Origin of the sequence: uncultured Winogradskyella sp., from assembly GCF_947501905.1 — a bacterium.
Lineage (GTDB): Bacteria > Bacteroidota > Bacteroidia > Flavobacteriales > Flavobacteriaceae > Winogradskyella.
On sequence record NZ_CANMXL010000004.1, the window covers coordinates 425,629 to 448,637 of the forward strand.

The following is a 23,009-nucleotide window of genomic DNA, read 5'->3' on the forward strand; positions in this document are numbered from 1 at the left end:
ATGGATACAGTTTTAGAGTTTCTAGGAAGCATATCTTGGTGGCTATGGATTATTATTGTTTTGGCTATTGTAGCCATTAGAGACATCTTTTTTCAAAGAAGTCATACCATAAGTCATAACTTCCCAATTGTTGGGCATTTACGTTATTTACTAGAAAGTATTGGTCCAGAAATGCGTCAATATTTTGTAGCTAACAATCGTGAAGAATTACCATTTAACCGTATAGAACGTGGCTGGATATACGCTTCTGCAAAAAACGAAAACAATTACGAGGGTTTTGGTACAGATAGAGACATCTATGCACATCAGCATATTTTTATTAATAATGCCATGATGCCCTTTAAGATAGATGACAATCATCCAAACGCTATTGACAAATGTTTTATCCCATGCGCTAAAGTTATGGGCGCATATCATAAACGAAAACGCCCTTATCGCCCAGCATCAATCATAAACATCTCTGCGATGAGTTTTGGCTCACTGTCTGCAAAAGCTGTAGAGTCGCTTAATAAAGGTGTAAAATTAGCTGGCGCCTACCATAATACTGGTGAAGGCGGCTTATCGCCTTATCACAGTAACGGTGGTGATGTGGTCTTTCATTTTGGGACAGGTTATTTTGGAGTTCGCGCAGAAGATGGCGGATTCTCCATGGAAAAAATGATTAAACTTGTTGAAGACAATCCTTTTATTCGTGCCATAGAAGTTAAATTATCACAAGGTGCAAAACCTGGAAAAGGTGGTGTATTACCAGGAGTAAAAATCACTAAAGAAATTGCTGAAATACGCGGTGTTGAAGAAGGCAAAACCGTATTATCTCCACCAAACCACAAAGCCTTTTCTAACGTACCAGAATTGGTAGATTTTATTGAAGCTATTGCTGAAGCTACAGGTTTACCTGTTGGCATTAAAGCCGCAATCGGAAAATTAGATCAATGGGAAGAATTAGTACAAATCATGAAAACCGAAAATCGCGGACCAGATTTTATAGCTGTTGATGGTGGCGAAGGCGGTACTGGTGCAGCGCCTCCAAGTTTTGCAGATCATGTGTCCTTACCTTGGGTTTATGGTTTTAGTGATATTTACAAACTATTTCAAAAACACAACATAGAAGACCGCGTGGTATTTATTGGTAGTGGTAAGTTAGGTTTCCCTGCAAAAGCAGCTATGGCATTTGCTATGGGTGTAGATTGTATAAATGTGGCTCGTGAAGCCATGATGAGTATTGGTTGCATTCAAGCTCAAATATGCCATACAAATCGTTGTCCTGCTGGGATTGCTACGCAAAGTAAATGGTTGCAAAATGGCATCAACATTCCTTTAAAGTCTGAACGTTTAGCACAATATTTTAGAACCTTTAAAAAGGAACTCATAGAAATTACACATGCGGCAGGTTACGAGCATCCATGTCAATTTAGCATGTCGGATATTGAAATGAACGTTGATGACCATAACCTTACAAAAGAATTCAATAGCACATTTGGCTATAATAAGACTCCAGTTGACTTTAATAATATGCAAGATTTAAAAGATTGTATATATTTAGGTGGCAAAACAAAAAATTAGAACTCTAATCGCACAATAGAAAAAAGCATATATCGTTTTTAGAAAATAACATCATATTATGACCTCAGATACTATCCTACAATTATTCTTAAGCTTACTACCAACAATTATTGTCGCAGCTATAGCCTATTATTTTTTTAAAGGACATATAGAAAACGAAAACAGACGAAGACGTTTTCAGCTTCAAAGAAACACGCAAAAAGAGTCGTTACCTTTACGCTTACAAGCCTACGAACGTATGGCATTATTTTTAGAGCGCATTTCACCTAATAAATTGGTTGTTAGAGTAAGGCCAACTTCATCAAATAAAGGAGATTATGAATCTTTACTTATAGCAAGTATTGAACAAGAGTTTGAACATAATTTAGCACAGCAAATTTACATTACTGATGAATGTTGGAACGTCATTAATGCTTCAAAAAATGCCACTATTCAACTCATAAGAAAGTCAAGTTTAAGTGATAAAGTAGACTCTGCAGATAAACTTAGAGAAGTAATTCTAACAAATTTAATGGACAGGTCCGCACCTAGTAGCGCTGGTCTCTCATTTATAAAAAAAGAAGTTGGCGAGCTATGGTAATTTGATGTATTATACATGCTTTTGTTCAGCATAATCATAACCTTGTTGCCACCACTTTTCCATTAGCCGTTTACTGAAAATCAAAGAGTTCTCAGTTAAAGATGTCGGCGTATAATACAAATTAAGTTTTACACCTTTATTTTTTGCAGCAAGCTTCCCTATTTCAATATCATTTCGCTCAACCTGGTCTAATAAATGTCCAAATAAATTCAACATTAAAGAAAATGGATTTTTACCCAAAACCTTTTGCTTATCCATGTTTTCAGCCTCTAAAACTATAGCATCTACTTCAGTAGCGCCTCTCAAAATAGCTTCACGAATAGGGATTACGCTTCCTAAACCACCATCCGCATACTCATGTCCATTACGCGTCGCTAAAGACATAAATGGTATATAATTACACGAAATCCATATCCAATCACAAAACTCTTCGTAAGAACAGTCTCTGATAGACTTGTACTCTACCCGATTCATAGACAGATTAGCAACAGTCACGACCACGTCGTGTTTTATCGTTTTAATTTTCTGATATTCTTCAAAAGTGAAGTTCTGCTTTATATTTCGCTTTAAGGCCTTACTCTCTCCAAAGGTTCTTTTACGACGAATAAACTGCCATAACGAGTTTATAAAATCTATAGATACATATTCCCTATCCCCTTTTTTACGTTGCACAAAAGGGCTAATACTAAAAATATCGTGCTGTTGGACATTGGTGAAAATATCGTACAGCTTCCCTATTTCACCAACAGCAAGATGTGGCACTAATAAACTTCCTGTAGAAGTCCCTAAAAACATATCGTAATTTCGTTTTTCACGCTCCATAAGGTATTGCGCAACACCTCCTGCAAAAGCCCCTTTACTGCCGCCTCCAGAAATTACTAATGCCCGCATTATTTTTTAGGATTGTTTAATTCATTCAACATGTCCTTTGCAAACTTTGTCATACGCCAGTTATGATGGTTTTTTGCTTGTTCTAAATTCGATTTGCATAAATCGTCACAGGCATTCATTAGTTTTAAATACCGAAATGCATTCATTTGCAACTCTGCATTGTAATAATCATTTGTATAATCCAATAATTCCGCAAGTATATCTGACTTCGCATCAGAATTATAGTCAGGCGTATTCAGATGCAATACCAACCAAAGCAGTCTCACATTCTTATCACTAAAGCCTTCTATATTTCTTGTCTTACTCAGGTATTTTGAACGCTCTGTCGGGAAACTAGTCCAGAGATTATAAAGTGCATTCTCAATAGTTATATACGATTTATCTTCTAAAAGCGATTCGTACTCTGATTTTAAATTTTTTGGCACATACTTTAAATACGCTGAAATTGCTTGTCGCACTTTTAAACCATTCTGAAAAGTGGCAGCATTTATCAATTGTGGTCGCTGCGCAATGACTTTCACTTTAGCGTCATCAGACACATAATACTTAAGGTAATCTGCGCATTTTGAAGAATTTGCTTCGCAATTTACCTGTGTATACTCTTGAATATACTCTGATTCCTGATAAATAGTTCGCACAGCGGCTTCAAAAGGAAATGTCTCATCAGTAATCCATGTCTTTACAAAAGTTTGCAATGATTTTCCTGACAGCTGCTCAATTTCTGAAATAAAGTCTTTGGTTTCAACATTAGAAAATTGATGCTTTTCTAAATACGCTTTTACAGCTTTTTTAAATACCGTATCTCCAATATATTGTCGCAATGCATACAAAACCCATGCGCCACGCTGATAAAAAGTCAAACTACTTGATTTTGGATTTAGCAAGGATGTTCCATTACCAGCTTGATCCTGACGTGCTAAATCTTGGGCGTTTTGATATAATTTGAAATAAAAATAATCCTCACCAAACACTTCTTTTTCTGCTAATAATGCATAATACGTAGCAAAGCCTTCTTGCAACCAATGATGCTCTCCAGAAGTCGCAGTGACTAAATCTCCAAACCATTGATGCGCTAGCTCATGAGCGTTTACATTAACGTAGTTTTTATCATTAAACCCAATATCGTCAACCATAAAAGCATCAGAGAATATGGTTAAGCTTGTGTTTTCCATTCCTGCATATAAGAAATCATGCACTGGGACTTGTTTATAATTTTGCCACGGATACGGAAAACCGATTTCATCCTCCAGAAAATCGAACATTTGCTTTGTGTAGCGGTACGTAGACTCCACTTTAGCAGAATCTTCTGGATAGTAATACAGTTCTATCGGGACACCACTTTTTGAAACTTCTTTTTTGACATCGTATTTACCGATAGCTAGCGCAACTAGGTAGCTAGACATAGGCTTTTGCATATTATAATGATACTTTACACAATCATCAGGTAATGGCATACTTGCCGATTGAAAACCATTAGCTAAAACCTTGTAATCACCACACTCAGTAATACTTAAATTAAATAAAACCTTTTCGTTTACATCATCAATACTTGGCAACCAGTTACTAGTATACTTGCCTTGGCCTTGTGTCCAAATATTCCAATCTTCTTTTCGTTTTAAAAAATATAATGCTTTTTTGGGTGTAGCTACATAATCAAAATATATAGTATACGATACACCTTCTTTAAATGAATGTTTAAAATATATTTTATCGTCTTTCAACAGAAAATTGACAGGAATTGTATTCTCATCTTCAATTCTAATCTCAACATTATTAAAATTCATATTTACCGCATCTAAAAAAATAGAATCTACAGATTTAAGAATATCTAAGCTATACCAGACTTTTCCTCTAATTTTTGAAGAATCTGGCTGCACACTAAGAAAAGAATTCATTTGTATAAAATCCACATACTCCGTTTGCTGTGCAGACAAATAGATAACTTGAAAAAGACAGAATACGAACAAGAATTTCTTCATACCGTAAAACTACACAAGGATAAGGCCAAAATGCAAATTATAGTCAACAAGTTTTCTCGAAAAGAATTAAATTCGCTTTTATGAGTGTTAATCTTCAAACTCCCATCGATTATCTTAAAGGTGTTGGTCCAAATCGGGCAGATTTGTTACGCTCAGAACTTGGCATACACACCTATCAAGACCTCATCAATTTATTTCCTAATCGATATATAGACCGTACGCGTTTCTATAAGGTTAATGAGCTACAACGCAATACTGCCGAAGTGCAAATTATCGGTACTATTACTGGCTTTAGAGAAATTGCACAAAAGCGTGGTAAACGATTAGTAGCTGACTTTAAAGATGATACAGGTATGATGGAGTTGGTTTGGTTTCGTGGTCAGAAATGGATTAGAGAAAGCTTAAAGGTTGGAAAAACTTATGTCATTTTTGGAAAAACCAATTGGTTCAGTGGTAAATACAGCATGCCTCATCCAGAAATAGAGTTACAATCAGAGCATGGAAACAATCTGCGTTCTGCAATGCAACCCATTTATCCATCAACAGAAAAACTCTCAAATAAAGGCATTACCAACAAAGTAGCTTCAAAAATAATGCAACAACTCTTTCTAGAAACAAAAGGGCGTTTTGTAGAAACTTTGCCTAAAACCTTGAAAGATGATTTAAAACTAATCTCAAAATCTGATGCGCTTTTAAATATTCATTTTCCAAAAACTTCTGAGCTTTTAACAAGAGCACAATTCCGATTGAAATTCGAAGAGTTATTCTATATTCAATTGCAATTAATTCTTAAAAATCTGATTCATAAATCCAAAATAAAAGGATTTCCGTTTGAAGAAGTTGGTACATATTTCAATACATTTTTTAAAGACCATTTACCCTTTGATTTGACCAATGCACAAAAACGTGTGATTAAAGAAATTAGATCTGATTTAGGAAGTAACGCGCAAATGAATCGGCTTTTACAAGGCGATGTAGGTTCGGGGAAAACCATAGTAGCCTTTATGTCAATGCTCATAGGGCTTGACAACGGTTTTCAATGCTGCTTAATGGCCCCAACTGAAATTTTGTCAGTCCAGCACTATAACGGATTAAATGAATTATGTAAATTACTGAAAATCAATATTTCAATACTCACAGGTTCAACTAAAACTTCAGAACGAAAAATAATTCATGAAAATCTTGAAAATGGACAATTACAGATACTAATTGGTACGCATGCCCTACTTGAAGATAAAGTAAAATTTAAGAATTTAGGCATCGCAGTTATAGACGAACAACATCGTTTTGGAGTTGCTCAGCGTTCAAAATTATGGAAGAAAAACACATCTCCTCCACACATTTTAGTAATGACGGCTACACCAATCCCTAGGACCTTGGCAATGTCTGTTTATGGGGACTTAGATATTTCAATAATTGACGAATTACCTGCGGGCAGAAAACCAATAAAAACTGTTCATAGATATGATAATAATCGGCTTAAAGTTTTCAAGTTTATAAGAGATGAAATTACTAAAGGACGACAAGTTTATATCGTCTACCCATTAATTCAGGAAAGTGAAAAAATGGATTATAAAGATTTAATGGATGGTTACGAGAGTATTTCAAGAGAATTTCCAATGCCAGACTATCAAATCTCTATTGTACATGGAAAAATGAAACCTGCAGATAAGGATTATGAAATGCAACGTTTTGTAAAAGGGGAAACAAATATCATGGTAGCTACCACTGTTATTGAGGTTGGCGTTAACGTACCTAATGCTTCGGTTATGATTATTGAAAGTGCAGAACGTTTTGGTCTGTCTCAATTGCACCAATTACGTGGTCGTGTTGGGCGTGGTGCAGAACAGAGCTATTGTATTTTAATGACAAGTCACAAACTCAGTAATGATAGTAAAACACGTTTAGAAACCATGGTACGTAGCAGTGATGGTTTTGAAATTGCAGAAGTCGATTTAAAACTTCGTGGTCCAGGAGATATTATGGGTACGCAACAAAGCGGTGTTCTTAATCTCAGAATTGCAGATATCGTAAAGGATAAAGATATTTTACAACAAGCCCGTTATTATGCAAAACAAGTGCTAAAAATAGACCCTAGTTTAGCCTCGCCTGAAAACAATGTTATACTTGAGACTTACAGACAAATGAGTAAGTATCGCAATATTTGGAATTATATCTCATAAAAAAAAGGCCTGGCCACCAACCATTACCAGGCCCCTCAAAACATAATTACTCGTGTTTTGATGATGAAAATATTATTATTTTGAAGTCAACTCCTTCAATCCTTTTTCTACACTAGCCTTTACTCTATCGTTAGGATTTAAAGACAGTGCTTTTTTATAATGCTTAGTCGCCATTTTTTTATCACCTTTAGCTTTATAACCATCAGCCAAACTACTATGCCAGTTCGCATTTTTAGGGTCTTTAGCTAAATTGGTATTGAAATATTTAATAGCGCGATTATAGTCTTTTGCATTAATCATTGCGTATCCCATACGGTTGACTTGCGCAGGTGTCGCTAATGTTAATGCTTCATCCATTGTAGTACCAAAACCTTCACTATCTCCTTTTTTCTGAAGTATTTGAGCCTTAATAGCTAAACCATTCACTGTTTTTTGACTAAAAAACTGACCTTCTAAAGCATTGTTTATCCAACCAAGGGCTTCATCTAAATCTCCTCCATTATTCATAGCAAAATTAGCAGCTTGTTCCCAGTTTTGTCTTGTAAACCCTTTTTGCCCTTTAAATTGACCTCTTATGTCGGCTAACACAATATCTGTCACATCCACTTCAATATTAAAAGGAATAGCTTTCTTTTCCCATTTTAGCACAGCTGTTGCTGAGTTGGCTTTTACATCTTCAAAATCATAAGTCAATAACTCCATATGAGCAATATCTTTTAGCTTTACATCTGCTCTTAAAGCATCATTAGCAGGGTCGTAGAAATAACTTCCCCATGCATCTTTATCAGTTGATAGAATTATAGTTGCATTATCAGCATCCTTAACATTGATATGCAATCCGTAAGTTCCCGCTGCAATAGCTTTGCCTTCTACTTTAGCATCATGAGTAAAAGTAATTGTCGTGTTTTCGTTGGCTCCAGCACGCCAAGGTGCTGCTTTAGAAGTCCCAAAACCTAAATTGTTCATGCCGTAAGGCACTAATTTTCCCCAGACTTCGCGCTCTTTTACACTTGGTCTAGAATAGGTAATTGTAATATCTGTGGTACCAATGCGCTGCATTACAGACGCCATTTGGCTACCACGAGGGGTATTTATCTGAGCAGATAATGTAAACGAAGCACAAAGAAACAGGCACATTACAAAAGAAGTAATTGTAGTTTTCATTTTTATATTGGTTTTGATTAGTAGTACCACCAAATTATACTGATTTTGAAAGCACTCCTGTTAGGAAGATGTTAAAGAACTCTTGCAGGTTGTTAATTAACTAAACATTAAGAATCGCATAAAATCTAACTATATTTGACATCAGTAGAATAACGTAAAAGTATATGCTCCACCTAAAATTAGAAACCGACCCGCGTTGGGTAAATATTGTAGAATCGAATATTGAAGAAATTCTCGTTGACCATGCCTGGTGCGAGCAAAAAGCCGCTACAAATGCTATTACAATAATTACGCATAATAGCGAATATGAAGATTTGGTAACCAAATTGGTTGAGCTGGCCATGGAAGAGTTAGAACACTTTCAGATGGTACATAATATTATAAAAGAGCGTGGTTATACTTTAGGTCCAAAACGAAAAGACCACTATGTTAACCAACTCCACAAGTTTATGAATCGTGGTGGTAACCCAACTCAAAGTTTGGTAGACAGATTATTGTTTTCTGCAATGATTGAAGCCCGGAGCTGTGAGCGTTTTAAATTACTCTCGCAACGTATTAGCGATTCAAAACTATCAAAGTTCTATTACGATTTAATGGTAAGTGAAGCTGGGCATTATACCATATTTATTACGTTTGCTAGAAAATACGGAAAAGATATCGACGTTGAAAAACGTTGGAAAGAACTTGTAGAATTTGAAGGCGAGATTATTAAAAGCTACGGAAAATCTGAAACCATACATGGGTAAAGTTCAAAACAAAAAATTATCATTTTTTTGAAAAAAACAACTTGTAATAATGTTCTAAAGTGTCTCTCTATACTACTGCTATTTTTTGCATTAGCAGGGAATTCTCAAAACAAAGATTCATTAGCTAAGTTTGAACCAGAAGATGGTAAAATCTTAGTTTTTATTGGTCAAGATTTAGAAGCTGTTGGCGGCTTAGAAAGCTACATACATGGCTATTGCAATTATTTTGATGTACCAGCAGGCGTAACACTATACACCAATATATCGCCTGGAGACGAGTCATTTGGCTATTATAATAGAGGAAACGATGGCTTAAAAACAGTTGCAAATTGGGGTGCTGGAGATAGTTGTGGCGCTTATTACCTTAATGATGAAAAATTCAACAATGCCTTAATTTCCATTGGTTTGTCTATTGTGAATCATGAAAAACAAATTGCGAAAGGGAAACATGATAAACTCATTATAGAATTAGGAGAATGGATTAAATCTACAAACCGTCCTGTGTTTTTAAGGATTGGCTATGAATTTGATGGATGGGATTGGAACCATTACAAGAAAAAACACTATCTGAAATCGTGGCAACGTATTCACACAATCTTCAAAGATTTACAAGTCACTAATGTGGCTTTTGTTTGGCAATCCAAAGGCACAGGTTCAGGACAAGATGTATTAGAAGACTGGTATCCTGGAGATGACATTGTAGATTGGGTCGGCTATTCCTATTTTGGAAATCCTGATACCCAAATGCTCACTTTTGCAAGAAAGCACAATAAGCCAGTCTTTATAGCTGAGGCAACACCAGCAAGAGAAATGGATGGTCTTTACTTTAATTCTCAACTCACAAATCCTGAAATAGCAAAAAGCCTTTGGGGAGAATGGTTTATACCGTTCTTTAAAACCATTAATGACAATAGCGATATCATAAAAGCCTTTAGCTATATTAATGCGAACTGGGCTTCACAACCGATGTGGATAAACAATCCAACATTTCAAAAAGTAGATTCAAGACTACAGATGAGTGATTATGTAGCGAAAAAATGGGTGGAAGAATTAGAGAAACCACAATACATCAAATCTTCTGTAAATTTGTTTAACGATTTAAGATATCAAGATTAGCTATAACTCATGCTCACCAAACTCGGACAAAAATTCACAGACAGCTTTACCAAATACATGCCAAGTGCATATGTGTTTGCCTTATTGCTTACGCTTATCACTGGCGTTTTAGCAGTCACACTTACAGATTCAAAGCCCATAACAGTTTTAGAAGGTTGGTACGACGGCTTTTGGAAATTACTCGCCTTTGGGATGCAGATTGTCTTAATTATCATTACGGCTTACTGTATTGCACAATCCAATCCTGTAAAACATGCTATTGACAGGTTAGCTTTGATTATAAAAACGCCTACTCAAGTTTATATAGTAGTGATTGCTTTAGGTGCATTGTTGTCATTGATAAGCTTTGGCATGGTTGTGATTACTGCCATTTTAGGACGTGAGTTAGCCTTGAGAATAAAAGGTATCCATTATCCATTTTTGGTGGGTTGTGTGTACTTTTCTTTTAACGGTTGGGTATGTGGTTTATCGAGCTCTATTGCGTTGCTCCTCAATACAGAGAACAACTTTTTAATTGAAAGTGGTATCCTCAAAGACACCATTTCAACGAGTTATAGCTTGGGCTCTACGCTTAACATGGCCATGATTGTACTCTTTGTTATAGTCGCACCACTATTGATCTATCTTTTAATCCCAAAATCATCTAAGGGCAAAGAATTAAATGACTTACTTACAGAAACTAATATCGAAGATCACTCTGTAAAAGATGAAGCCTTGTCTCACAAACTCCCGTTTAGGGCCATTTCTGATGCTTTGAATAATGCAGGCTGGTTACAGATTGGCGTGGGGTTACTAGGCGTAACTTATATTGTTTATCATTTTATTAAAAATGGGTTTGACCTCAATTTTAATATTATGATTTTCATCTTTTTAATAACAGGAATGTTGTTGCACATTACACCGATGCGTTACAGTATAGCCATGAAACGCGCCAGCAGCAATATCTCAGGTATTTTGTTCCAATACCCGTTTTATGCAGGGATTATGGGCATTATGATTGCTTCTGGTTTAGGCGCCTTAATTAGTGATGCCTTAGTAGCTATTGCTACGCCAGAATCTTATGCGTTTATCTCTTATGTCACAGGTGGGGTGATTAATTTTGCCATCCCATCAGCCGGTGGTGAGTTCGCTGTGATTGGTCCGAGTATTATTAACATGGTGCAAGAGTTGGCCGCTAATCTCTCGCAAACCGAAATTACTGCCATGACTGCACGTGCCTCTATGTCTGTGGCCTATGGCGAAAGCTTAAGCAATTTATTACAGCCGTTTTTCCTTTTAATCGTTTTCCCTGTGATGGGTAAAGGCATTAAAATACAAGCCCGCGATGTGGTAGGATATCTGTTTATTCCTTTTGTAGTCTTATTTGTTGTACAAGCTTTGATGGTGACTTACCTACCACTTTAAAAAGTTGTAAATACAGGCAGTTATACGTATTGATTATATTTTATGTCAATTTTAAAATAAAATGTAACATTTTTTGATTTCTACATCAAAAGGGAAATCAAAACCTAGTAACAATGAAAAAAGTTATCATATTTTTTATCTCAATAGTATTTTCTTTATCAATTAATGCAAAAAATAAAACTCAACCTATCCACGTAGAAGTAACAGGAAAAGGTAATCCTATACTTTTAATACCAGGATTCACAGTTCCAGGAAACATCTGGAGTCCTCTTGTAAAAGAGCTAGAAAAAAATTACGAATGTCATGTGGTTACCTTAGCTGGTTTTGGCGGAAAAGAACCCATAGAATTTCCTTGGTTACCTAAAGTCAATGCGTCTCTAAAAAACTATATCTTAAAAAATGATTTACAGAATTCTACCATAATTGGACATAGTTTGGGAGGCACAATTGCCACTTGGCTTGCTACGCAAAAGGGTTTAAAACTTTCTGAAATCATATTAATTGATGCGCTTCCTGCTGCCGGCTCATTAATGATTCCTAATTTTAATCCTGATAATTTAGTATATGAAAGCCCATATAACAATCAACAACTTGTAATGGATGATGTAACCTTTGAGCAAACTGCCAAAGCGATGTCTAAAGGTATGAGTCTTAAAGAATCTGCACAAGAAAAAATTAAAAACTGGATATTAGAATCTGACCGTAAAACATATGTTTACGGATATACTGACTATCTTAAATTAGATATGCGAAAAGATTTAGAAAAAATAGCAATTCCTGTTACAATAATTGCCGCCACTAAGCCTTATGGGAAAGATATGGTAACGCAGACCTATAAAAGTCAATATGAAAATTTAAAAGATTATAATTTTATTTTAGCCGAAGACAGTGCGCATTTTATCATGTTAGACAAGCCAGAATGGTTTACAAAACAGATACGAATGATTTTATCATCAAAAGAATGACAGAACAGGAATTTACTAATATCTATAATTCAAATGCTCCCAAAGTTCATCGGTTGTGTTTAGGTTATGCTTCTGGCAATAATGAACTTGCCAATGAATGGCTTCAAGAGACTTTTATAAAAGTTTGGAATCACAGAAATTCATTTAAGGGCAAATCAGCTATTGACACTTGGATTTATAGAATTGCGGTAAATATATGCTTAGGGGATTTACGTAAATCCAAAAAAAGTATACCTATAAATGAAAACGTATTGTCAAATAGCAGTAATGATGAAAAAAATGACAATAATGAAAAGAATATCAAAAAAATGTATCGCTGTATTGATCAACTCACTGAGCAAAATAGAGCACTAATATTATTAGAACTTGAAAACATACCTCAAGTAACTATAGCAAATACAGTTGGTTTAGCACATGGAACATTAAGAACACGCTTAAGCCGGATTCGAAAATCACTTTTAAAATGCATTAAAAATGGAAAATGATTCTTTAAACAAATTATGGCATGCTCAGAATGACAATTCTGAGATAAGTAATGCTAAAGACATTCTAAACAAAGCAAAGCAACAACGTAATGGACAATACTTGAGCATTACAATTATGTCTCTGACTGTAGTTATATTAATCTTCTATACTATTTCTTTTGCTTCAAATCAGTGGAATAACTTTACTTTAGGTTTGGTACTCATGATTTCTAGCCTTGTATTTAGAATTCTATTAGAGTTCATTTCTATGTATCGTAAGAAGAGTCAGCTAGTTTTAATGAGTCAAAAGGTATACCACGCATATCTCAAAAAACATTACAAAATCCGCTTGATGATAAATTATTATATCACTCCAATCTGCATTGCAGTGTATTTGTATGGTTTCTACCTCTTACTTCCATATTTTAAGGACTATTTTTCCGAAGGATTCTATACCTATATTGTAATTTCTGGTATTCTTTCTCTTATCATAATTATTGCAATTATAATAAATAGTGTAATTAAGGAGCATCGTTTCCTTAAACACTTGAGAAGAAAGTAGGGTTTGTATTTCAATAAAACTACTCTGCCAATAACTCCGCAACAAAACTTTCAAACTCAGCTTTAAATTCGATGTATTTATCACCAGTGGCTGGGCCATTAAAACCAGTATGTATTTTACGTACTTTTCCTGTTTTATCAATAAAAATTGAAGTTGGATAAGACAACACATGGTTAAGCATTGGGAGTTTTTCTTGAGCTTTAATTTTATCAGACGTGCCATATTGTGCCAATAAAATAGGGTAATCTATTCCAACTTTAGATGTTAAACGGTCGATGCGGCTAAATGCAATTTCCTCAGTTTTAGCATACTCAAATGCCAAGGCAATAATTTCAAAATTTTTGTCTTTGTTCTTGTTATAAAAGTCTGCATAATACTTACTTTCATCCAAACAGTTTGGACACCAGGTTCCCATAATCTGTACCACAACCACCTTATCTTTAAAACGCTCGTCTTTAAGGCTCACCATATCACCTTTAGCATTAGGAAATGTAAAGTCTATACTATCGTAACCTTCTTTTAAAAAGGTTAGACTATCCGCACTTGGCAATTCGTAATCGGGGTTGCGCTTTGCTACAAAAGGCTCTTTCCAATGGTTACCAGAGTAGAATTGGCCTTCCATAGTAGAGTCAGTGACTTTTGCTGTAAATAAAAAGGCATGCGCACCATCAAAAGTAGAGAGCTTCATAATGTCACCATCCATAATACCTTCGAGATAACGGTAATCGCCAGTAGTGGTTCTAAAGGTTCCATATACAAAATGGTCTACCTGCTCAAAAATACCTTTGGCAATATACTCATCACCTTCAACACCTTGACTAAACACCGCCTCCCAAACACCATCTATAGAGGTTGATGTTGGACTTTTTGGCGACTTCGGAAAACGTACGTCTTCATTAAAATTAGCTGTAAATGGTACAATTCTATCTAAACTTTCCTTAATAAATTCGCCTTTAAGATTATCCCCATCAAAAGTGGCTGCAAAATAACCTTCAAATACGGGTGCTGTAATAAAAATAGAATCGTTCCGGTATTCCACCTCATCAACTTCAATCACTTCTTCAGCATTAAAAATCTTCAAGGTTGTTGGCGAATCTACTTTAAACAAAAAAGGCAATTCCTGATTGTCTTGAACCTCTAAAACAGCTCTATATGTTCCGTTTTTTAGAGTTTGAGGCGTTCCTTCGTTTTTACAAGAAACAAATATTAAAGTCAATAGGAAAACTGAAAGATATCTCATTTTAAAACGTTTGTATTAAAGTTCGAAATAACAACAAATACCTTACATAAAAAAGCCCAACACAAAATGTTGGGCTTTAATTAAGATTTATTTGAAATTACTTTTTAATAATCTTCTTTTGAATGGTACGCTGACCATCGTTGATATTCATAATGTACATTCCTGAATCAAGGTTATTTAACTGTACCTTTCCTTTGAATGTGCCTTTAGCCACAAAACGACCAGACATATTGTAAATGGTGTACGATACTGCTCTGCTATCTTTCATTTCTAGATTTAAAGCATTGAAGCTGTTGTAAACCTTAGAGTTAAATACAGATTCCTCCTCGCCTAACTCACCATCAATTTGAATACCTGCTAACGGTGCTAAACGTGCCCCAGAAGCTCCGATATTCACCGTATAATCTTCTACCTCACCATAAGTAAATGTCTCACATGCACCAGGTGCAGAATTCCACTCCATAGATACTCTTAAACGTGTTGGTCCTGTAACAGCTGATGTTGGTACAGTAAAGTTATATGATAAATTTCCGCCGTTTGAAGACGAACCAGAAACGACTTCTTCACTAGATTCAAATGTCCCGTTTTGGTTGAAATCTATCCAAGCTCTCCATTGCTCAGTGTACGATTGTCCAGGGAAACCTGCACTTAAAACAATAGTGTTAGTTCCGTAGTTAATGTTACCTGTTAGATTTGTAAAATCACCGTAGCCACCATTTGAGCCTGTAGCGTTTGAAATCCCTCCTAAAGCTACAAAATCAATAAACTCAAAGTTGGTGTTGTTTCCTTGAGAGTTACAATAGTTTAATACTACAGCATCCGTTGTTACTGACACATTAGAACTTGTATTAGACACATTTCCAGCTGCATCTTTTGCTCTTACTGAGAATACATAGTTTGTTGATGGTGCTAATCCTGTTACCGTGTATCCAGTTGTTGTTACTGAAGCTAGTAAACTTGCACCTTGGTAAACATCATATCCTGTTACACCTACATTATCTGTAGATGCTGACCATGATAAAGTCGCTGAATCTGTAGTAACGTTAGATGCTACAACATTTGTAGGTACTGATGGTGCTTGCGTATCTGCGGGTGTTGCTGTTGTTACGCCAACATTAGAACTTGCATTAGACACATTTCCAGCAGCATCTTTTGCCCTTACTGAGAATACATAGTTGGTTGATGGTGATAATCCTGTTACTGTGTATCCAGTTGTTGTTACTGAAGCTAGTAACGATGCACCTTGGTAAACATCGTATCCAGTTACCCCAACATTATCTGTAGAGGCTGACCATGATAAAGTAGCTGAATCTGTAGTAACGTTAGATGCTACAACATTTGCTGGTACTGATGGTGCTTGCGTATCTGCAGGTGTTGCTGTTGTTACTCCAACATTAGAACTTGCATTAGACACATTTCCTGCAGCATCTTTCGCTCTTACTGAGAACACATAGTTTGTTGATGGTGCTAGTCCTGTTACTGTGTATCCCGTTGTTGTTACTGAAGCTAGTAAACTTGCGCCTTGGTAAACATCGTATCCTGTTACACCTACGTTATCCGTAGAAGCTGACCATGATAAAGTTGCTGAATCTGTTGTTACATTAAACGCTACAACATTTGTTGGTACTGATGGTGCTTCAGTATCTGGTGCTGGACCAGTACCGCCGTCAACAGTATGAGAACCTAAATCATCAAAGGTATTCTGAGGGAATTGGTCCCATTCCGCTACAGTATATGTTGTATTTGGGTCTAAAACAGAAGGCTTACGTCTTAAAGTCACATCCTTTGCAAAATTAGCACTATTATTTTCATTACCCATTTTATCAATCAACACATTGTCTTTAAATAAACCAATGGCATCATTCCCGTTAAACGTCGTAACGCCACTTGTTGCATCCGCTTCATTTAATATTGCAGCAGTTGCACTACTATTAGCGACTACAAAAACTTCACCGTTAGCCAATTGCCCAGTTAAATTATAAGTACTCGTAAACGAACCACTACCATTTGTAGCTTTTCTAAGCGAATACCCAGAAAGATTAACTGTAGCTCCAGTAAAATTGGCTACTTCTAAAGCTTTATTGTTTGAAGAGCCTTCAATATACTCAGAAATAAATAACTCTGAAGCTGTTCCACCGGTTCCAGCAGCTTGAGTTGTTACTACTGCAGAACTACTATTCGCAGAGGTATTACCTGCAGCATCAGTTGCATTTACAGAAAAGCTATATAAGGTACTTGCTCCCAATCCGGAAACATTGTATATCGTCCCACTTACGGTTACAACAAATGCACCATCTTGAAAAACATTATAACCAGTTACACCAACATTATCAGTAGATGCAGACCATGTTAATACTGTAGAGTTGGATGTTGTGTTAGAAGCTACTAAATTGAGTGGTACAGATGGTGCTTCAGTATCTTGAGTTCCAGTACCAAAACGGTCTTCGGCTTGAGGGCCACCCCAAATTTGAGTAGCAAAAGCTGGGTTATCTACAAAAGGGTTTCTATTACCTTGAATACCAGCAATGACTTCATTTCTGTTATCTTCAAAACCATTCACTGGGTCTTCAGCATTCCATTGTAGTAAAACATCAATCATATTTGCATCTCCAGCTACTGTATTTCCAACAGCTACATTACTTGGTAGACAACGGCTGTCATAACGCAAATACATATACATCATCATTCTTGCTACATCGCCTTTCCACTCATCTCCAGGATAGAAATTTCCTTGTGGTGTAATCCCAGAATTTCCACTTCCAGCAGCAAATTTCCTATTATTTCTAGATGAATTCATCTGTCCGTCTGCAGGACGAAGTGAATGCGCATCACTCCCAGGACCAGTACTTCCTAAGTTTGGATTTCCTAAAGATCTAGGATAAACATGCTCTCTATTCCATAGACCTATACCTCCGCCGTTGTCGTTAACACCACGTGAGCGATCTGTCATAAAATCGCCATCATTGTCATTGTATCCATATATTAAAAGCACTTTAGAGGCATCTGAGGGATCTAAATCGGATTGTTGCAAAGCGTCCCAAACTCCAGGTGTATAACTTAAAATGGTTGTTTGAGTAGTGGTAATCTTAGACGCTAAATCGTCTTTTAGGGATGTACCTGTTTGGTTTAGATTAACATCGTTATAATACGCAGGTATTTGAGCATAAGCTAACGAGCTAATCAATAAAATTGAAAAAAGTAGAATTTTCTTCATTAGTTAAATTTGGTTTAAGGTTGTGTTAGTAATTTTCAATGCGTAAATTATTATTTAATTACATGCTTATTATTAAGCTAATATGAAGCGCTTAAAAAGCTAATAACAATTTTAAAATAACAACCTAAAAACAAGGTAATTACCTCATTTAAAAATGTTAATAATTATTTTCTTAACTAAAAACTTTTTCAATTTCATTAAGCCATAAGTATTATTATCTTTGACATCTTAAATAAGATTGAGATTTATGAAGATTTCTTACAACTGGTTAAAGCAGTTTATTAAGATAGATTGGGATGCCGAAAAGACTGGTGAGTTGTTAACGGACCTTGGATTAGAGATTGAAGGTATTGAGACTTACGAATCTGTAAAAGGCGGACTCAAAGGTATTGTTGTTGGAGAAGTATTAACTTGTAAGCAACACCCAAACGCAGATAGATTAAAAGTTACTACGGTAAATATTGGCGAAGAAGCACCTTTACAAATAGTTTGTGGTGCACCAAATGTAGCGGCTGGACAAAAAGTACCTGTAGCAACTATTGGTACTACATTATATACTGAAGAAGGTGAAGCTTGGAAAATTAAAAAAGGGAAAATACGTGGAGAAGAAAGTCATGGGATGATTTGTGCTGAAGATGAGCTTGGCCTAGGCAAATCTCATGATGGCATTATGGTTTTAGATGCCAAACTAAAAGTAGGCACACTTGCTTCTGAAGTTTTTGAAATCGAAAATGATAGTGTTTTTGAAATAGGTTTAACACCTAACCGTGCTGATGCTATGAGTCATCATGGTGTTGCCCGTGACCTTAAAGCTGGCTTATTGCAAAAGGATGTACAATTAGAATTGATTACACCTTCCGTTAGCTCGTATCATGTAGATAGCAGAACACTAAAAATAGATGTTGATGTCCAAGACAAAGAAAAAGCACCACGCTATTGTGGCGTTACCATTTCTGGATTAAAGGTTGAAGACTCACCTAGCTGGCTGCAACATCGCTTAAAATCGATTGGCTTATCACCTATTAATAATATTGTAGATATTACTAATTATGTACTTCACGAATTAGGACAACCTTTACATGCCTTTGATGCAAATAAAATCTCAGGCAATAAAATTGAAGTAAAAACTTGTACAGCTGGAACAAAATTCACAACACTTGACGAGGTAGAGCGTGAGCTGCATAAAGATGATTTAATGATCTGTGATGCCGAAAAACCACTATGTATTGCAGGTGTGTTTGGAGGCATAAACTCTGGTGTTTCTGAAGGAACAACTAGTATCTTTTTAGAAAGTGCATATTTTAATCCTGTGAGTGTACGCAAAACTGCCAAACGTCATGGATTAAATACAGATGCTTCTTTCCGTTTTGAACGTGGCATTGACCCTAATATTACTGAATATGCATTAAAGCGTGCAGCCTTAATGATTACAGAAATAGCAGGAGGCGAAATATCAAGTGATGTGTCTGACACTTATCCTAATAAAATCGGTGATTTTGAAGTGCGTTTAAGCTTTGATAACGCAAAGAAATTAATAGGTGAAGAAATCCCAAGAGAGACTATCAAAAGTATTCTAACTTCTCTTGAAATAAAAGTTAATAATGTTACCGAAACTGGTTTAGGACTTACTGTTCCTGCATACAGAAACGATGTACAACGTGAAGCTGATATTATAGAAGAAATATTACGTGTGTACGGCTATAATAATGTTGGAACTACCGAAAAGCTAAATGCTTCAATTTCAAATTCTACACGTTTTGAAGATTATAAACTTCAGAATATTATAGGGAATCAATTAGCTTCTCAAGGCTTTTTTGAAATTATGGCTAACTCATTAACCACACCAAAATATATGGAACTTAGTGCTCAGTTAGATGCTGAGCATAATGTAGAAATGCTCAATCCATTGAGTAACGATTTAGGCGTCATGCGTCAATCATTATTATTCTCTGGTTTAGAAGCTGTTTCGTATAACATTAACAGAAAACGTGGTGACTTAAAGTTATTTGAGTTTGGTAAAACTTATCATCAATATTCAGAGAAGCGTGAAGAATACAAGCATTTATCATTGTTTGTAACTGGAAATAAATCAGATGAATATTGGGACCCTAAAGTTCAGTTATCTCCAAGTGATTTCTTTTACTTAAAAGGTACAGTAGAAATCATTTTACAACGTTTAGGATTACATCGATTGAAATCTTCTCCACTAAAATCAGACCTATTTAGTGAAGGCATGAGCTTATCTCTAGGAAAACTTAAAATGGTAGATTTTGGCTTAGTTAAAAAAGCAACACTTAAGCATTTTGGAATTTCTCAAAATGTACTATTTGCAGATTTTAATTGGGATAATGTATTAGAAATGGCAAAGCATAATAGTATAAAGTTTAAAGCTATACCAAAGTATCCAGAGGTTCGTCGCGATTTTGCTTTACTTATAGACAATACTGTTACTTTCGAGGATATTTTCACTATCGCAAAGCAAACTGAAAAACAGTTATTAAAAAATGTAAATTTGTTTGATGTCTATGAAGGTAAAAACTTACCAAATGGTAAAAAGAGTTATGCCGTGAGTTTTACTTTACAAGATGAAAATAAAACTCTGACTGATAAACAAATTGATAAAATAATGAACAAGCTACAGACTAATTTTGAGTCTAAACTTGGTGCAGAATTAAGATAGTATGAGATATAGACTTATTTTTCTTATTGGTTTTTTATTATTAAGTATTAATACGTCTAACTCACAACAACTCAAAACTCAGATAGATAGCACAAAACCTCAAACCATTTGGCAGATGGCCAAATACGACACGAGGTATACTTTAAAAAGCGTCGGTCATGCGTTTACTAGACCTTTACATTGGAAAGGAAAGGACTTTGCCAAATTAGGTATTTTACTTGGTGGTACTGCAGCACTTACTTTTACTGATGAGCCTATACAGGAGTTTATCCAAAATCAAAGAAGTGATTTTCCACAAGTTGTTAGAGATTTTGGATGGTATTTTGGTAGTCCACAAAACTATTTTATGGCAAATGCAGGTTTATATGGTTTTGGACTTTTTACAAAAAATGAAAAGATTAGAAAAACCAGTGTTCTTATCATTTCATCATCATTAACTACAGGCTTAATACAAACATTTACAAAGAATGCTATTGGCCGTGCAAGGCCAAGCAGAGAAGCTGGTCATTTAGAATTTTCTTCATTTGCTAACGAGTCAAGTTTTCGGTCATTTCCATCAGGTCACACCGTATTATCTGTTACCATGGCACATTCTATTGCTAAACAGTTTGAAAACCCTTGGGTAAAAGCTGGTATATATACCGTTGGTGCAATACCTCCAATATCTAGGTTAATAGATGATGCCCATTGGTTTACAGATATTGCTTTTAGTGCGGCACTTAGTATTATTGTTGTCGATGCCATTGATAAATTCTTATTTGAAGAAGAAGCTTATGATTATCCAAAGAAGAAAAAAATGATTTCTTGGAATCTTAGATTTTCTACAAATCAAATTGGTTTAGTTGGTACCTTCTAGGTGTGAATTATTTATCATTTTATTCACATTTAACATATCTATATTCTTTACTTTTAACAGAAATAAAAAAATAAACTATGGCAAATATTACATTAGGTGGTAACCCTGCAACAACTGTAGGCAACCTTCCAGAAACTGGATCAAAAGCTCCAGATTTTAAATTGACAAATACAGATTTAGCAGATAAAACTTTAACAGATTTTGATGGTTCAAGATTAGTATTGAATATATTTCCGAGTGTTGATACAGGTGTTTGTGCACAATCTATTAGAACCTTTAATGAAAAAGCTAGTGGTTTAGAAAATACTAAAGTACTATGCATATCTAAAGATTTGCCATTTGCTATGGCTCGTTTCTGTGGTGCTGAGGGCTTAGATAATGTTATAAACCTTTCAGATTATAAGACTGGAGATTTTGGAAATACTTATGGTGTTACTTTTAAAGATAGTGCTTTTGAGTCGCTTCATTCAAGATCTGTTGTTGTTGTAGATACAGACGGAACTATTTTACATACTGAGCAAGTTTCAGAAACTGGTGAAGAACCAAACTACGAAGCAGCTTTAAATGCTTTAAACTAATATATGCCAAATAGGAATAAAGAATCTTTTGGAGTCAATCGCCTTAAAAGTGTAGGTTATGCTTTTAAGGGTTTGGTAGTTTTGGTCAAGACTGAAAACAGTATAAAACTTCAGCTCATCATTGGCTCAATTGTAACTATTGCCGGAATTTATTTTAATATTTCTACTACAGAATGGCTGATTCAACTAGTGATGATAGCCATGGTTATGAGTGTTGAAGGTGTAAATACCGCTATCGAATATATGGCAGATTTTATTCACCCTGACCATCATCCAAAAATTGGCCTCATTAAAGATATTGGTGCTGGCGCAGTTCTTATTGCTTCCATAGCTGCGATTATTGCTGCTGGGATTATTTATATTCCTAAGGTGTTTAATTTTTAAAAATGGATACATTTGAGATTTGTGGTGAAAATGCTTCAATATCAATAAGAATAGATGAAGTCTTTGAAAACTCTTCAAATAGAATAACTGACTTTAGGGTACAAATCAAGATAGAAATTAATTCATATTCTGTCAATAGTCATTTTTATATATCATTATTTGAATTGCGAAATTTTCATGCAAAACTTGTTGCTTGTCAAAGTTCGCTAAATGGTATTGCCGTATTTGACTCTCGAGAAGATAATCTAGAATTAGAAGTTATTTACAATAACGGAAAAGCAAATATTTCTGGGAAATATCAAGAGTATTTGGGTGTTGATAATATTTTAGAATTCGATTTTTTGAGTGACCAATCCTATCTCAAAAAATCAGTTGACCAACTTGACGCAATTTTGCAAAACTATTGTTAATAACACGTTAGTATAAATACCAAAACCATT

At 35.3% G+C, this 23,009-nt stretch carries 19 protein-coding genes; 14 read left to right on the forward strand and 5 right to left on the reverse strand.

The window, feature by feature from the left end:
* Positions 1-1,563, forward strand: a complete 1,563-nt coding sequence (locus Q0770_RS11805) for an FMN-binding glutamate synthase family protein (protein WP_299117206.1) — start codon at positions 1-3, stop codon at positions 1,561-1,563.
* Positions 1,564-1,621: 58 nt separating this feature from the next.
* Positions 1,622-2,143 carry a hypothetical protein gene (locus Q0770_RS11810; protein ID WP_299117208.1) on the forward strand — a complete coding sequence of 174 codons (522 nt, stop codon included), beginning with the start codon at positions 1,622-1,624 and terminating at the stop codon, positions 2,141-2,143.
* A gap of 9 nt (positions 2,144-2,152) precedes the next feature.
* On the opposite strand, the gene Q0770_RS11815 is transcribed toward Q0770_RS11810, so the two are convergent.
* Both Q0770_RS11815 and Q0770_RS11820 read right to left on the reverse strand, forming a co-directional pair.
* A complete protein-coding gene (locus Q0770_RS11815) occupies positions 2,153-3,034 on the reverse strand; it encodes a patatin family protein (RefSeq protein WP_299117210.1) in 882 nt (293 codons plus the stop codon).
* Positions 3,034-5,013, reverse strand: a complete 1,980-nt coding sequence (locus tag Q0770_RS11820; RefSeq protein ID WP_299117212.1) for a M1 family metallopeptidase — start codon at positions 5,011-5,013, stop codon at positions 3,034-3,036. The genes Q0770_RS11815 and Q0770_RS11820 overlap by 1 nt, the downstream gene beginning before the upstream one ends.
* A gap of 80 nt (positions 5,014-5,093) precedes the next feature.
* On the opposite strand from Q0770_RS11820, the gene recG reads away from it, so the two are divergent.
* Entirely contained in the window at positions 5,094-7,196 is a 2,103-nt protein-coding gene (gene recG, locus Q0770_RS11825) for an ATP-dependent DNA helicase RecG (protein WP_299117214.1), read from the forward strand.
* 75 nt (positions 7,197-7,271) lie between these two features.
* Here recG and Q0770_RS11830 read toward each other — a convergent pair whose 3' ends face one another.
* Positions 7,272-8,360, reverse strand: coding sequence for a DUF2911 domain-containing protein (locus tag Q0770_RS11830; RefSeq protein ID WP_299117216.1), 1,089 nt, complete (start codon positions 8,358-8,360; stop codon positions 7,272-7,274).
* Between the two features lie 164 nt (positions 8,361-8,524).
* On the opposite strand from Q0770_RS11830, the gene Q0770_RS11835 reads away from it, so the two are divergent.
* The 6 genes from Q0770_RS11835 (at position 8,525) to Q0770_RS11860 (ending at position 13,617) form a co-directional block, all read left to right on the forward strand.
* Positions 8,525-9,106 (forward strand): tRNA-(ms[2]io[6]A)-hydroxylase, encoded by a 582-nt coding sequence (locus Q0770_RS11835; RefSeq protein ID WP_299117218.1) that lies wholly within the window; start codon positions 8,525-8,527, stop codon positions 9,104-9,106.
* Positions 9,107-9,133: 27 nt separating this feature from the next.
* Positions 9,134-10,222, forward strand: a complete 1,089-nt coding sequence (locus Q0770_RS11840; protein ID WP_299117220.1) for a glycoside hydrolase family 26 protein — start codon at positions 9,134-9,136, stop codon at positions 10,220-10,222.
* 9 nt (positions 10,223-10,231) lie between these two features.
* Positions 10,232-11,626 carry a short-chain fatty acid transporter gene (locus tag Q0770_RS11845; protein WP_299117222.1) on the forward strand — a complete coding sequence of 465 codons (1,395 nt, stop codon included), beginning with the start codon at positions 10,232-10,234 and terminating at the stop codon, positions 11,624-11,626.
* Positions 11,627-11,739: 113 nt separating this feature from the next.
* Positions 11,740-12,591, forward strand: a complete 852-nt coding sequence (locus Q0770_RS11850) for an alpha/beta fold hydrolase (protein WP_299117224.1) — start codon at positions 11,740-11,742, stop codon at positions 12,589-12,591.
* A complete protein-coding gene (locus Q0770_RS11855) occupies positions 12,588-13,076 on the forward strand; it encodes an RNA polymerase sigma factor (protein WP_299117226.1) in 489 nt (162 codons plus the stop codon). Before Q0770_RS11850 ends, Q0770_RS11855 begins: the two co-directional genes overlap by 4 nt.
* The gene (locus tag Q0770_RS11860; RefSeq protein ID WP_299117228.1) at positions 13,066-13,617 is read left to right on the forward strand and encodes a hypothetical protein; all 552 of its coding nucleotides are present in this window, start codon (positions 13,066-13,068) and stop codon (positions 13,615-13,617) included. Before Q0770_RS11855 ends, Q0770_RS11860 begins: the two co-directional genes overlap by 11 nt.
* A gap of 19 nt (positions 13,618-13,636) precedes the next feature.
* Here the strand turns inward: Q0770_RS11860 and Q0770_RS11865 are convergent, their stop codons facing one another.
* Together Q0770_RS11865 and Q0770_RS11870 are read right to left on the reverse strand one after the other, a co-directional pair.
* Positions 13,637-14,857: a peroxiredoxin gene (locus Q0770_RS11865; protein WP_299117230.1), complete on the reverse strand. Its 1,221-nt coding sequence runs from the start codon at positions 14,855-14,857 to the stop codon at positions 13,637-13,639.
* Between the two features lie 97 nt (positions 14,858-14,954).
* A complete protein-coding gene (locus Q0770_RS11870; protein ID WP_299117232.1) occupies positions 14,955-18,071 on the reverse strand; it encodes an endonuclease in 3,117 nt (1,038 codons plus the stop codon).
* A 247-nt stretch (positions 18,072-18,318) separates the two neighbouring features.
* On the opposite strand from Q0770_RS11870, the gene pheT reads away from it, so the two are divergent.
* The 5 genes from pheT to Q0770_RS11895 all read left to right on the forward strand — a co-directional run bounded on the left by pheT (position 18,319) and on the right by Q0770_RS11895 (position 22,979).
* Positions 18,319-20,751, forward strand: a complete 2,433-nt coding sequence (pheT, locus tag Q0770_RS11875; protein WP_299117234.1) for a phenylalanine--tRNA ligase subunit beta — start codon at positions 18,319-18,321, stop codon at positions 20,749-20,751.
* 1 nt (position 20,752) lies between these two features.
* On the forward strand, positions 20,753-21,607 hold the full coding sequence (locus Q0770_RS11880; RefSeq protein ID WP_299117236.1) for a phosphatase PAP2 family protein: 855 nt from the start codon (positions 20,753-20,755) through the stop codon (positions 21,605-21,607).
* 77 nt (positions 21,608-21,684) lie between these two features.
* A complete protein-coding gene (gene tpx, locus Q0770_RS11885; protein ID WP_299117238.1) occupies positions 21,685-22,185 on the forward strand; it encodes a thiol peroxidase in 501 nt (166 codons plus the stop codon).
* Between the two features lie 3 nt (positions 22,186-22,188).
* Positions 22,189-22,569: a diacylglycerol kinase family protein gene (locus Q0770_RS11890; RefSeq protein WP_299117240.1), complete on the forward strand. Its 381-nt coding sequence runs from the start codon at positions 22,189-22,191 to the stop codon at positions 22,567-22,569.
* 2 nt (positions 22,570-22,571) lie between these two features.
* On the forward strand, positions 22,572-22,979 hold the full coding sequence (locus Q0770_RS11895) for a hypothetical protein (RefSeq protein WP_299117242.1): 408 nt from the start codon (positions 22,572-22,574) through the stop codon (positions 22,977-22,979).
* The last annotated feature ends 30 nt before the right edge of the window (positions 22,980-23,009 follow it).